12 protein-coding genes are annotated in these 12917 nt (G+C 47.2%); 5 read left to right on the top strand and 7 right to left on the bottom strand.

Features of this window, described 5'->3' with window-relative positions; all coding sequences use genetic code 11:
* Window positions 1-9 precede the first annotated feature (9 nt).
* Window positions 10-480: a hypothetical protein gene (locus ACFSW8_RS17605; RefSeq protein ID WP_377178907.1), complete on the top strand. Its 471-nt coding sequence runs from the start codon at window positions 10-12 to the stop codon at window positions 478-480.
* A gap of 15 nt (window positions 481-495) precedes the next feature.
* On the opposite strand, the gene ACFSW8_RS17600 is transcribed toward ACFSW8_RS17605, so the two are convergent.
* On the bottom strand, window positions 496-840 hold the full coding sequence (locus ACFSW8_RS17600; protein ID WP_377089860.1) for an acyl-CoA thioesterase: 345 nt from the start codon (window positions 838-840) through the stop codon (window positions 496-498).
* Window positions 841-852: 12 nt separating this feature from the next.
* Window positions 853-1302, bottom strand: a complete 450-nt coding sequence (locus ACFSW8_RS17595; RefSeq protein WP_377089859.1) for a Jag family protein — start codon at window positions 1300-1302, stop codon at window positions 853-855.
* A 104-nt stretch (window positions 1303-1406) separates the two neighbouring features.
* Between ACFSW8_RS17595 and ACFSW8_RS17590 the strand changes: the two genes are divergently transcribed.
* Window positions 1407-1952: a flavoprotein gene (locus ACFSW8_RS17590; protein WP_377089858.1), complete on the top strand. Its 546-nt coding sequence runs from the start codon at window positions 1407-1409 to the stop codon at window positions 1950-1952.
* A gap of 12 nt (window positions 1953-1964) precedes the next feature.
* Window positions 1965-2612, top strand: a complete 648-nt coding sequence (locus ACFSW8_RS17585; RefSeq protein WP_377089857.1) for a phosphopantothenoylcysteine decarboxylase domain-containing protein — start codon at window positions 1965-1967, stop codon at window positions 2610-2612.
* Window positions 2613-2704: 92 nt separating this feature from the next.
* On the opposite strand, the gene ACFSW8_RS17580 is transcribed toward ACFSW8_RS17585, so the two are convergent.
* From ACFSW8_RS17580 to ACFSW8_RS17560, 5 genes are read right to left on the bottom strand one after another with little or no spacing between them, the layout of a single operon-like run.
* Complete coding sequence (locus tag ACFSW8_RS17580; RefSeq protein WP_377089856.1) at window positions 2705-3712, bottom strand: ABC transporter ATP-binding protein; 1008 nt, start codon at window positions 3710-3712, stop codon at window positions 2705-2707.
* A gap of 4 nt (window positions 3713-3716) precedes the next feature.
* Window positions 3717-4709, bottom strand: coding sequence for an ABC transporter ATP-binding protein (locus tag ACFSW8_RS17575; protein WP_377089854.1), 993 nt, complete (start codon window positions 4707-4709; stop codon window positions 3717-3719).
* Between the two features lie 18 nt (window positions 4710-4727).
* A complete protein-coding gene (locus tag ACFSW8_RS17570) occupies window positions 4728-6863 on the bottom strand; it encodes an ABC transporter substrate-binding protein (RefSeq protein ID WP_377091530.1) in 2136 nt (711 codons plus the stop codon).
* A gap of 2 nt (window positions 6864-6865) precedes the next feature.
* Window positions 6866-8470: an ABC transporter permease subunit gene (locus tag ACFSW8_RS17565; RefSeq protein WP_377089853.1), complete on the bottom strand. Its 1605-nt coding sequence runs from the start codon at window positions 8468-8470 to the stop codon at window positions 6866-6868.
* 15 nt (window positions 8471-8485) lie between these two features.
* Entirely contained in the window at window positions 8486-9841 is a 1356-nt protein-coding gene (locus tag ACFSW8_RS17560) for an ABC transporter permease subunit (protein WP_377089852.1), read from the bottom strand.
* A gap of 157 nt (window positions 9842-9998) precedes the next feature.
* Between ACFSW8_RS17560 and ACFSW8_RS17555 the strand changes: the two genes are divergently transcribed.
* Window positions 9999-11942 (top strand): peptide ABC transporter substrate-binding protein, encoded by a 1944-nt coding sequence (locus ACFSW8_RS17555; protein WP_377178905.1) that lies wholly within the window; start codon window positions 9999-10001, stop codon window positions 11940-11942.
* A 51-nt stretch (window positions 11943-11993) separates the two neighbouring features.
* On the top strand, window positions 11994-12917 hold the full coding sequence (locus ACFSW8_RS17550) for an ABC transporter permease (protein ID WP_377178903.1): 924 nt from the start codon (window positions 11994-11996) through the stop codon (window positions 12915-12917).

Here is a 12917-nt window from a genome sequence, read left to right as displayed (position 1 = left end):
TTCTTAGCTATGAAAAAACCCCTCCTCACAGTCTGTATCATCGCACTCTCCTGCTTTGCAGGTTGCACAGCTCTCAGTATCGGCGGCTGCGCTACCATCCTCGGAGTAGCAGTATTCCAATCAGCTAACCAACCAGAATACGCAAATGCTGAAACCCTCACTCAAACCTACGGAGACGATTTCGAAAATATCCATACTGCCCTCTCACAAGAAGTCTCACTAAAATTTGAAGACCAAAAAGTCCCCCTACATGAAGATGTCCTCGCCATCATCACAGAAGTGAATGGACGAGACGTCGATATCTATAAACAACTTACCGACGCTGAACTCGGTAGCTATTCCATTAGCTTCAACGCTGGAACAGGCACCCTCCGCACTTCCACACACTCACATGAATGCCTCATCTATCAGATGGAAGTCAACCAACACGACTACTACATCTGCCTGCGTGATACCTTTAAAAAGGAAATTCAAGAATAGAACTAGAGGGAATTGTTAGAGGGCATACTTTTGGCCCTCCTCATCAATATTGACATAGGTAATATCAGTAGAAAAAATCACACCTCGCTCAGGCTCCTTCGCTGAATAGACATCAATCTGATAGGTCGCTGAAGTTGTGCCTTGCTTTCGCAAGCTAACACAGAGACGTATGATAGCACCATTTTTGACCGACTGATGGAAGGCAACCTTGCCCATACCAATGGTGACGAAGCGCGCGTCGGGAAAATCCTTGCTCGCAGCTATGTAACCCGCCTCATCAGCCCAACTCAACAAACGCCCCCCAAAGAGAAAGCCATATTGGTTGAGATCTTCAGTGAGTACGAGTCTGTGCGTTTCCATAAAAGTGATAAACTATGCGGGCATGATCTCGATACGCTTATAGCGGGCCTGCCCTTGTGGCGACGCCGTACGCACCCCATCCACCTCAGCTAAAGCGTTGTGCACGATCCTACGGTAATAAGCATTCAGCGGCCTAGTCCTCACGGACTTTCCTGACTCCAACACCTTGTCTGCAAGAACTTTAGCCTTCTCTACAAGCTTACCCTCTTGCTCGTTGCGATAATGATCACAATCTACTTTCACTCTGGGCGCATCGGGAAAATGCTTATTCAGGATGCGATTGACCAAATACTGAAGGTCCTCAAGGCGGTCGCCATTGCGCCCAATAATCGTCTTCGAATCCTCCATCATGATCTGGAGACAAAGACCGTCAGCTGTCGTTTCCCTCTCCACTGCGACGCTAAATCCTAAATGGCTCAGCATCGTCACTAAAATCTTTTCCGAAGCATCATCCCAGTTCATGGAGTTAATCTAAAAACTAACAGCTAAAAGGTCAAACTAGCATTCACGCAAAAGCACAAGATTTACACTTCACACACCCACATGCGCAGCCCACAATCATTCCTATGGCCACCATCGTTCTCGGCATCACCGGCTCCATAGCCGCCTACAAAACAGCTGACATCGCTTCAGCCTTGGCGAAATCTGGCCATGAGGTTCACTGTGTCATGACCCGGTCAGCCACCGAATTTATCCCCCCCTTTACTCTTCAGGTGCTTTCTCGAAACCCTGTGCTCGTCACACTCCAAGATGAAAAGCAATCGTGGAAACCCGGTCATATCGATCTCGCTGACCGAGCTGACCTGATGGTCGTCGTTCCCGCTAGTGCCAATACTATCGGTAACTTTGCTCAAGGTTTAGCTCCTGACCCACTCTCTAGCATTTATCTAGCAACCAAAGCCCCAGTTCTCATCTGCCCGGCTATGAATGGTAAAATGTGGGCCCATCCGGCCACCCAGCGCAATGTCAAACAACTCGTCGATGATGGTTGCCACATCTTTGGTCCTGATACTCATGGCATACTCGCATGCGGCTACGAAGGTGCAGGAAGGCTCATGCCTGTGGATGCGATCCTAGAGACCATCTACCAACACCTGAACCAGACAACCTAACTTCCCATCCCTTTGAAAAAACATTTTCTCATCACCGCGGGACCAACGCGTGAAGCCATCGACCCGGTCCGCTATCTGACAAACCGATCATCCGGTAAAATGGGCTACGCCCTCGCAGGTGCTGCCGCTCACGAAGGACATCGAGTAACCCTCATTTCTGGCCCCTGTGACCTAGATGTCCCCGAAGGTGTCGACTTTCTTCCCGTCGAATCAGCTAAAGAAATGTACGACGCAGTCGAACACTACATCTCTAAGACTGATATCGCTATCTTTGCTGCAGCAGTCGCTGACTACCGACCAGCTTCCGTACCAGAGCAGAAAATAAAAAAAGAGGCTGATTCACTCACACTCGAGCTGGTCAAGAACCCAGACATCCTAGGCTCCGCGAGAAAAAAATTCGCGTTCACAGGAACACTCGTTGGCTTCGCTGCGGAAACCGAAAACGCACTCACCAACGCCCGATCCAAACTCGTTCGTAAACATTGTGACCTCATCGTCGCTAATGACGTTTCTCGTTCCGACATCGGATTTGATTCCTCAGAAAATGAAGTCACCCTCGTCTACCCAGATCATGAGCTCAAGCTCCCAAAGGAAAACAAATACCAGCTCGCTCTCGACATCATCGAAAAATCACTGGAAATCAACGCACTCAGGCAATGAAATTGGTAACGCTGCGCTCTCCAATAAGCGAACTCAGCACTGCCGCCACATCCCTATTTCTGAAGCTTCACCAAATGTGTAGGCCAAGCACACTATACTAACTGCTTCGCTTTCTCCCAATCTTCATCACTCAAGCTACAAGGGTCAGCAGCAACCCAGTGATCTGGAGCAATCTCGACCAATGGCATGTCTAAGCCTACTGTCTCTTCATAACGTGGATGATTAATCCGGTGTCCAAATGCAGAGCCCGCTGGAGGATCAATCGGTGAGGGAACATCGCCCTCCAAGCGAATTCTCTTACCTTGATGCTTGGGATCCGCATGTGGAATCGCTGACAACAATGCCTTCGTATAAGCATGTCGAGGGTTCTGATAAATCGTCTCAGAGCTCGCTAGCTCGACGATCTTACCTAAATACATCACAGCCACTCTATCAGAAATGTGCTTCACCACTGCTAGATCGTGAGCAATGAAGATGTAGGCCATGTTTAGCTCCTTTTGTAGATCCACTAACAAATTAAGGACCTGCGATTGAACCGAAACATCTAATGCTGAGACCGGCTCATCTAAAACAAGTAACTTCGGGTTCAATGCAATGGCCCGGGCAACACCAATCCGCTGCCTCTGCCCACCAGAAAACTCCACAGGAAACTTATCAGCCGCCGCCGCTGGTAATCCGACCTTTTCCAGCAACTCATCTACCTTGGCGTCGCGCTCCTTCTTGCTGCCAATTTGTTGAATATCTAATGGCTCACGCACAATCTGCCTTACCGAGAACCGAGAATTCAATGACTCCGCAGGATCCTGAAACATCATCTGGATATTCTTACGCAATGGCCTCAACGCTTTATTAGTCATGCGCGTGATATCTGTCTCGCCTAATAAAATTTCGCCGTCGGTTGGCTCATAGAGCCTCACCAGACATTTGCCCAAGGTACTCTTACCGCATCCTGATTCCCCTACTAATCCAAGAGTCTCTCCAGGCCGCACAAAAAATGAGACATCGTCCACCGCTTTCACAGCTCCTACCTGACGCATCATAATCCCCCCTTTGACTGGGAAATGCATCTTCAGTTTTTTGACTTCTAATAAGTGAGACATGAGATCAATCAGTGTGGAGAGAATTACAAATAGGACAATCTTCTACCCAGTGGTTAGGGCGCACTTCAATAAACGCTGGCCGCTGCTCTAGCGTTTCCCCCTCTCGTTCCATGCGTTGGCAGAATCGACATCCCTCAACGAAGTCCGAAATCGATGCCACAGTGCCAGGAATCGTTGGCAATACCGACTTATTAGCCGACTCTAAACTAGGAATAGATCCTAACAGAGCTTTGGTGTAGGCATGCGTTGGGCGTTCAAAAATATCATAAACAGAGCCACGCTCCACCACCCGACCAGCATACATAACCACAACCTCATCACAGGTCTCAGCAATCACTCCTAAGTCGTGCGTGATCATGATCACTGACATGCCCATGTCTTTCTGAAGCTGATTAATCAGATCCAAAATCTCAGCCTGAACCGTAACGTCGAGTGCTGTCGTAGGCTCATCGGCAATCACCAAATCTGGTTTGCACGCCAAAGCCATAGCGATCACAACCCTCTGCCGCATACCGCCCGAAAGTTGGTGAGGGTATTCGTTTACCCTTCTCTCAGGGGCTGGAATCCCCACCTTCGATAAGACATTGATAGATTCCTGCCAGGCCTCCTTCTTTGTCATTCCAGTGTGAAGCAAAAGCACCTCAGAGAGCTGACGCCCTATCTTATGCACTGGATTGAGCGCCGTCATCGGCTCTTGGAAAATCACACTGATCTGTCCCCCCCGGATTTTATAATATTCCTTATGATCAATCTTCCTCAGGTCTTTCCCTTTGAATAAAATCTCTCCCCCTCTAACATGCCCCATTGGCTTTGGTAAAAGATCAACGATGGACATCGAGGTTACCGACTTTCCACAACCAGACTCACCAACAACTCCAACAGTCTTACCCTTGGGCACATTAAAGCTCACTCCATCCACCGCTCGCAACCAACCGGCTTCGGTTTCAAACTCAGTGACGAGGCCTTTGACTTCTAATATATTTTGGTCTGTAGACACGCTTTGAAATTTCTATTCTTAGTTCGCTTTAGTGGCACGCATGCGCTTATCTTCCTCGGGAATCCCCCCACGGTAGCGGTCGAAAACATGCACCTTCTCGGGAAATTCTTTCCCACTGCGCTTCGCACTGAGAGTCTCCGCCTTCACATCTTCGTCGACCCAATAATAGTAAGACTCAATCGGGTCATACGTCCTAGGATCCGCAAAATTCGTATACTTAGAATCCGGCCACTTTAGCCACCTCCAGTATGCCGCCCTCCTATAAGGCACCGCGTGTGCTGGAATAAACAACACCTCGTCGTGGACGATTTGTTGCACCTCATGCGCAGCATCCCTTAATTCTTCTATGCTACGCGCATTCCTAACAGTCGTTGCTAAGAAATCCATGCGTGGATCTGCGTAACAATTCAAGTTGTTCGTTTGCTGCTTTGGTTTCCCATTCTCAATGCCATTGATAGAGTGAAAGAATTGATGATAGCGCGGGAAGGGTGGCGTCACACCCCAACCTGCGTAACATAGAGTGTGCAGCTTATCCTGAGTCTTCTTGAATGCTAATGTCGGCTCCTGACCATCCAAAACAAGATCCACGCCACATTTCTTGGCCTCTTCCTTCAAAATAGCCATCATCTTTGGATAAATGCCCAAGTTGTAGAACGTGAGCTCTACCTCCAATTTCGTCCCATCAGGCTTTCTCAAAATCCCATCTTCCCCTTCCACGGTGTAGCCGGCCTTAGCAAATGCCTCACGCGCTTTAGCTACTGAGAACCTCCTTGCGGTCACCTCCTCGTTGGTAAATTCCCCGAAGCCACGGCTGAAGCTCTCGAGTCGATCATAGTCAGCTCGAAACAGAGCATTGATCACCTTCTGCAGGTTCATCGCATACGCCAGCCCGACTCGCACATCCTTATTATCCATCGGTGCCTTAGTCACATTCGGATAGAAGCCCCATGGCACGCGCGGATAGATGTTATAGAACGTCGCTTTCTCAATGTAGCCCTTGAATACTGGCTCCATCTCAGTCTTCTCATACCAATACTCAGGTTGTGACACTGGAAAATAATCTAACTGCCCGATGCGGAATAACTCAAATGCCTTCGAGGTATCCTGTACCAGATGGTAAACAATTTTGTCTACGTTGTACCCGTATTTCAACTGCGGCAGGTCTGCAGCCCACCAGTCCTTCACACGGGATAAGGTGATTGAGCGCCCCTTCTTAATGTCTTCAGGATGCACCGTGTACGCCCCGGTCGTTGGCTCTACCTTCCATTGGTATCGCTGAACAAAGTCCGGCCCATACTCAGCATAAAAATGCGACGGCGAAGGCGTGATCGAAGCATAATAGGTCATCTTCGGCTTAGCCTCCGGCAAAGTCACTGACAACAAGTGGTCACCATAGGTCGTGAAGTTCGCAAATTGTTCACGAAGATAGACTTTATAAAATGGGTCTTTAACATTGTCGGAGAGACGCAAATACGCAAAGACCAAATAGTCCTGGGCCTTCACAGGGTGACCATCCGAATATGTCGCCTCCTCACGTAACTTGTAGTAAACCGTCCTACCATCTTCCGAAATCGCCCATTCCTTTGCGAGAATTCCAAATGGTTGCCCTGTGAGTGAATGCTCGCCCACCAAAGGCATTTCAATGTTATCGTAGATTTCTGATCGAAACGAATGATTTGAGCTTTTGCCAAAGCGGCGTGTCGTAGCGGGAAATGTTGTGATAAAATAATTCATCACCCCACCTTTCTTGGCCTTTGGATCACCCATTGCTGGGACATCATTTCCATTCTGCCAAACAAGATCACTGGGTAAATCTTCAGGCGTTTTGATAGAGAAGTATTCCCCAACTGACTGACGGAACAAGTAACGTTGCTTCTCACGTTTCAATGCCTCGATACTCGCTTCCAAACTCAACTTCTCATTCGCGTCACTAGCGTCAGCCAACTTTTGACTCTCCTCGCTGATTCGCTTATCTACCACCTTGAGTTGCTTCGCTAGCCATCCATCAATAAACTTGTTGTACCGTGGAACAAACTCCACAAACCCAAGCTTTCTCTCAAACTGAGCGTCTCCATTGTCACCGCAGCCACATAAAGTCAAAGCCCCTACAAGAGCGCTACACATCAATGTTAGTAATCGGATAGGCTGCTTCATCACTATTTATAGGTCGTAAATTTCTTCGGATCAAAGGCGTCGCGTACCGCTTCTCCCACAAAGGTCACCAATACCAAAATGGTCACCAACATCACAAATGCAGAACTCACAATCCATGGCGCTGATAACTTAGAAAGTCCATCATTTAGCAAACGCCCCCAGGTCGCGTAATTTTCCGGCAAGCCAAAGCCTAAGTAATCCAACGCTGTTAAGGACATAATAATGCCCGAAACCGAAAATGGCACCAATGTTACCAAAATCGCGACAGTGTTAGGCAGGATGTGCTTAAACACAATGCGAGAGGTTGATGCCCCTGACACGCGCGCTGCGGCCACGTAATCACGAGCCTTCTCTTTCAACGCCGCTGTCCGCATCAAATACGTCATCCCCATCCAACCAAAACAAACTAAAATCACGAGGATTATCCCCAAGCCCTTCAGTTTGACCGGTACTACCGAGCTGAAAATGATCACCACAAAAAGTTGTGGAATGTTTGAAAACATCTCAATAATTCGCTGCACGATCAAATCAAACTTCCCACCAAACAGCCCCATCAACAAACCAATCGTGACCCCCAAGCTGTAGATAATCGGCACGTAAATAACGGCAGCCTTAATGTTCACCTGCAAGCCACCATACAGATAGGCCAAGATATCATTACCACTCGAATTTGTTCCTAACCAATGCCCTTCCTTCGGTAAGGGTGGTGCAGGGTTATAATAAATCTTGCGCAATACTCCATCACTCAAACCCATGAATGCATCTAAGCTGACACCTTCCATGTTCAAGCTGTGAGTCACAAGCACGTCATCAGCATAGACAGCTGTGAAAACACGCTTCCCTTCAGTATCGCGCCCCTCAGCTTCCCCCTGACGTACTCCTTTACGGAATTTAAAACGAATATGCTCACGCGCGGCATCTGCATCAAAAACATAGGATGCTAGACCGTTGAATGGCTTACCGCTGCGATCGATGACTTTGCCATCGCGAATCTCCAAAGTGGTCATGTTTTGGGTGATCGTGTCCCCAGTCGGGTCGTATGGCACGAGTGGCATCAACACAAAGTTACCACTTCCTGCCTCAGCAAATTGCTTCTTAAGGTCGCGGTAGGAAGCTTCAGCATCCCTCGCGTCACCTTGCTGGCCAAAATCTTTACCGCTGTATATCTTGCGCTCAAAAGCAGGAAAATACCACTTCCCTTCGTAACTGACAAACAGGGCTCGCTTCCCAACTAGACTCTGATCCAAAGCTGCCAAGAGCACCAAGAGCATCAATAACAAAAATGATACATACCCACGGCGTACCGACTTGAATCGCTGGATCCTGCGTTGAACGATCGGCAAAGGCTTCGAGCCAGCTGGAAATTGCTTGAGCACTACGACTCCCAGTGCCAATGCTACCAGACAGAGTAACCACCCAAAATAGGGAAAAAGACCGTCAGAAACAAAATTGTTCTGCGCACTAATGCCAGTCATCGACAATCCCGGCATTTCACGTGCCGTATTGAATGGCCATCGAAGAGTGGGTAACTGCAATGCCAATGCCTCGCCAATCATAGCGAGTAGTGAAGCAACCACCAGAAACCACCCAAACTTTCGTATCATCATACCCTTCTTGCTCCTCTAGTTGAATTTGATGCGTGGATCCACTGTCGCCACAATAAAATCTGAAATAATGTTCCCCAACAACATCAGAAACGCACTGATCGTAAGCGTCCCCATCACCACATTGTAATCTTTGTCCGTAATCGCCTGAAACTGCAGCATCCCAAAACCTTGGATATCAAACACCTTCTCCACCAACATACTTCCACCCACAAATAATGTGATCAGACTCCCCAATGAGGTGGCTATCGGGATAAATGAATTCCTAAACGCGTGTCCTACTACCGCCTTGCGAAAACTCACCCCCTTCGCCATCGCCGTGCGCACATAGTCAGCAGACAAATTGTCCATCAGGTTGTTCTTCATCAACATCGTCAAATACGCAAACCCACTCACCACATAACATACCAATGGCAATAATGTGTGCCATGCCAAATCCTTGACCTGCCCCCAAAAACTATAGGTGTCAAAATCTGCACTCGTCAGACCCGATAGCGGAAACAACTCCAAGCGCGCTCCCAAATACACCAACATCACACCACCCAATGCAAATCCAGGAATCGAATACCCAATGAAAATTAAAATGGAGGTCACATTGTCAAAGAGACTCCGGTGACCAATCGCTTTCAACACCCCAAGCGGAATACACACCCCGTAAATGATAATCGTCGATAGCACACCGAAATAGAGCGCGATAGGCACCCGCTCTAAAATCATTGACCATACCGTATCCCCGTAACGGTCCGATCGCCCTAAATCCCCCTGTAAAACACCAGAGAGACGCTCCTTGTAAACCTGCGCTCGGAAGTTGTATTGCTTAGGATCAATCGTGCTCGGCTCTACTCCTTCACGACGTGCTTTGCGGGCAACCCGATCTTCCGGTGTCTCTACCCGTGCTGACCAACCCTCATTGGAAATCGGCTCCCCATTATCGATAAAGTACGCTTTCGTCACCGTAGCCCCCTCTCGATCCACTTGTACCTCACGTCCTGATCCCAACAAAACCATTCGTGCGGACACGTTAGGATCAAAGTCATCGCCTGAAATCCTCTCTTCACCCGCACCAGAAATATACTCGCGCTTGACCTTTAAACTCTCCCTCGGCACCACGCCTAACCATTGCAAATACGCAATAGGCAAGGGCTTGTCCCAGTTGTACTGCTCCTCCAAGGCCTCAATCTGCTCCTCGTTAAGCGAGCCACCTCCCTTGTTATCATTCGAACTACTATTGCCATCACCACCCGCAGAAACCTCCTGTAATGCCCGATCCATCGGCCCCCCGGGGACAAACCGCGTCACTGTAAACACAATCATCGTGATGCCCAACAACGTCGGAATCATCAGTAATAGGCGGCGAATAAAGTAGGCTTTCATGGACTAGGTTTTTCTCTCCAACGCCCTCCTGCGCTGAACTCGGCGTTTTTTATGACACAGAATTAGCGATAGCAAGAAGGGCTTTATTTAATTTGTGCTGATTTTTATGAAAAAAATGACTGCATCCACGTACTTTTTCCGACAACGTCCCTCTGCCATGCGAAGCCTCACCTTCACCATCACATCCCTTATCGCATTCCTGACCCTCACTAGCTGCCAGGATGAGACCCCTGTGGAAAGAGCTAATAAAAATGGAATCCTACTTCTAGGAAACAGTGATGAACCTAAAGGACTAGATCCACAACTAGTAAGTGGAGTCCTTGAAGGGAACATCATCAGAGCACTCTTTGAAGGGCTGTGTGTAGATCATCCCTCAAAGAACGCTGAAGCCCTTCCCGGCGTAGCTAAAAGTTGGGAAGCCAATGAAGACTTCACTCAATGGTCATTTCATATCCGTGAAAATGCCAAATGGTCAGACGGTAAAGCACTCACTGCAGATGATTTTGTATTTTCTTTTCATAGGATTCTCAGCCCAAACCTTGGTGCTAAATATGCCGAAATGCTCTACTATTTAGAGAATGCCAAGGAATATAACCAAAATCATAAAGGCCATATTTTCTTTAAGACAAATCCCAACACTGACATCAATTGGCAACTAGTTAAGGACTGTAATTTCCTAGGGGATGACACGATTGACATCTCCGAATTTGAAGAACAAATAGAAAACAATTTTGCAGAGCTTAGCAGCTCACAAAAATCCCAGTATGCCAGATTCAAAGGCCTCAACAATCTCGACCTCAACCACTTAGAGTCCATAAAAAATGGCTCAATCAATTTTCAATGGCCAGCATCAATCAACCCCGACACACAAAAGAAAATTCTTTCTCAATTCATCGACCATTATAAAAGGGGGGAACCAGACCTATGGGAGATGGCCAATGTCGGGGTATCAGCTGAATCTCCTCATCTATTGAAACTTCGCTTACGAGGACCAGTCCCGTTTCTACCTGAAATCACCAAACATTACACTTGGTTTCCAGTTCCCAAGCATGCCGTTCTAAAACACGGATCTATTGACACGCCTAACACAGGGTGGACCAGAGTCGGCAATATTGTATCTAACGGACCATTCAAGTTGCACAGCTGGCGATTCAACCATTCCATTGAGGTTACAAAAAATAACTTCTATTGGGATAAAGACACCGTAAAGCTCAACGGTATTCGCTACCTACCAGTTAAGAATACCTATACAGAAGCGCGTATGTTTTTTGACCAGCAGTTACATAAAACATATGGTCTAGCTCCTGAAATGATAAGCTATTCCAAAAAAGTATCTCCAGAGAATTTAAGACAAGAGCCCTATGTTGGAGTTTACTTCTTACGCCTCAACACAACTCGCAAGCCTCTGAATAATCCGCAAGTGCGTCTTGCCTTATCAGCAGCTATCGATAGTCAGCTCCTCATAGATAATCTACTACAAGGTGGACAGACTCCAGCACACGGCATCGTTCCTCAAACTGAAAAATATACCACGCCTAAGACTGTACAATTTGATCTGACCAAAGCCAAAGAACTACTATTGGAAGCTGGCTACCCAAATGGTGATGGCTTCACCAATGACCTCAAAATTCTTACCACCCCAAGAGAGACATCTGTGAGGCTAGCTGAAGCCCTACAGGCGATGTGGAAACAAAACCTCGGCATCAATGTCAGAATTGAGCAAAGAGAATGGGGAACCTTTTTAACCACTCAAGAAGACCTCGATTATGATATCGCTATTGGGGGGTGGATAGGCGACTTCCTCGACCCAACAACCTTCTTGGATATGTGGACAAAAGGTAATGGTAACAATAACACTGGATGGAGCAGCCAAATCTATGAAGATAAATTAAAACAAGCTGAAAGAACGGCTGATCCAAATCAACGGCTCGAGATTTTGAAAGAAGCTGAAGCTACAATTTTAGCTGAACGCCCCGTACTCCCCATCTATTGGTACACAACTAACTACCTCATACACCCTGCTGTTCAAGGATGGCAGCCACTACTATTAGATAATCACCCTTTCAAGTTTATTGAACTGAAGCAGTCCGATAGCAAATAACTCTTATCCCCCTGCTTTCATCGGCTCAAATTTTCACCCTTCACTTTTACTATGTTCCGCCTCATTCTCAGTAGGGCACTACAAGCTTTTGCTGTAGTATTCTTTCTATTCACATTAACATTTTTCGCTATTCGTGCCATCCCCGGTGATCCTCTATCAACCGATGATAAAAGTATGCCCGACCATGTGAAAGAGAAGATAGAAGCATACTATGGTTTAGACCAACCTCTCATCGTTCAATATGGTCGTTATGTAAAAAACGTAATCCAGGGCGATCTCGGCCTTTCTACATCAAAGCCTGGAAGAAGTGTTAATGAAATTATTGCCCAATCTCTTCCAGCTTCCATCCTTGTTGGTATAGGAGGAATTGCAGTCGCTATACTTGTTGGTATTCCGATGGGGGTACTAGCTGCTCTAAGAAAGAACTCATGGATTGATTATACATCTATGGCTATCGCCATGATTGGCATTTGTGTTCCGACCTTTGTTCTTGGACCACTCCTTCAATTATGGATAGCAGCGAAAACTGATTGGATCAATGTGGCTGGTTGGGACACGTTCGCCGACATCATACTTCCCTCAATCACACTTGGCATAGGTTCAGCAGCATACTTAGCTCGTCTCACACGTGGAGGAATGCTCGAAATACTATCTCAAGATTACATTCGCACAGCCAGAGCTAAAGGGGTACCCATGATACCCATTATCATAAAACATACTCTAAGAGGCGCTATGATGCCGGCTGTGACATTCCTAGGACCAGCCTTCGCTGCCATTATCACAGGCTCATTTATCGTTGAAACTATCTTTCAAATTCCTGGAATGGGCCAACATTTCGTCAACGCTGTCACCAGCAAAGATTATGCATTACTACAGGGTTTGGTGATTTTTTATGGCTTTTTAATGGCTGGAGCAAACCTCTTAGTCGATATTGCACTCGTTTTACTTAACCCACGTCTCCGCGAAGCTAACTAA

Origin of the sequence: Rubritalea tangerina (assembly GCF_042683245.1) — a bacterium.
Taxonomy (GTDB): domain Bacteria; phylum Verrucomicrobiota; class Verrucomicrobiia; order Verrucomicrobiales; family Akkermansiaceae; genus Rubritalea; species Rubritalea tangerina.
Note: the sequence above shows the minus strand (reverse complement) of the source record. Positions and strands in the feature narration are given on the sequence as shown.

Bases quoted from the DNA above. Each gene is read 5' to 3' on its own strand.
- ACFSW8_RS17605 (WP_377178907.1), top strand. From the start codon at position 10: ATGAAAAAACCCCTCCTCACAGTCTGTATCATCGCACTCTCCTGCTTT.
- ACFSW8_RS17600 (WP_377089860.1), bottom strand. From the start codon at position 840: ATGGAAACGCACAGACTCGTACTCACTGAAGATCTCAACCAATATGGC.
- ACFSW8_RS17595 (WP_377089859.1), bottom strand. From the start codon at position 1,302: ATGAACTGGGATGATGCTTCGGAAAAGATTTTAGTGACGATGCTGAGC.
- ACFSW8_RS17590 (WP_377089858.1), top strand. From the start codon at position 1,407: ATGGCCACCATCGTTCTCGGCATCACCGGCTCCATAGCCGCCTACAAA.
- ACFSW8_RS17580 (WP_377089856.1), bottom strand. From the start codon at position 3,712: ATGTCTCACTTATTAGAAGTCAAAAAACTGAAGATGCATTTCCCAGTC.
- ACFSW8_RS17570 (WP_377091530.1), bottom strand. From the start codon at position 6,863: ATGAAGCAGCCTATCCGATTACTAACATTGATGTGTAGCGCTCTTGTA.
- ACFSW8_RS17565 (WP_377089853.1), bottom strand. From the start codon at position 8,470: ATGATGATACGAAAGTTTGGGTGGTTTCTGGTGGTTGCTTCACTACTC.
- ACFSW8_RS17560 (WP_377089852.1), bottom strand. From the start codon at position 9,841: ATGAAAGCCTACTTTATTCGCCGCCTATTACTGATGATTCCGACGTTG.
- ACFSW8_RS17555 (WP_377178905.1), top strand. From the start codon at position 9,999: ATGCGAAGCCTCACCTTCACCATCACATCCCTTATCGCATTCCTGACC.
- ACFSW8_RS17550 (WP_377178903.1), top strand. From the start codon at position 11,994: ATGTTCCGCCTCATTCTCAGTAGGGCACTACAAGCTTTTGCTGTAGTA.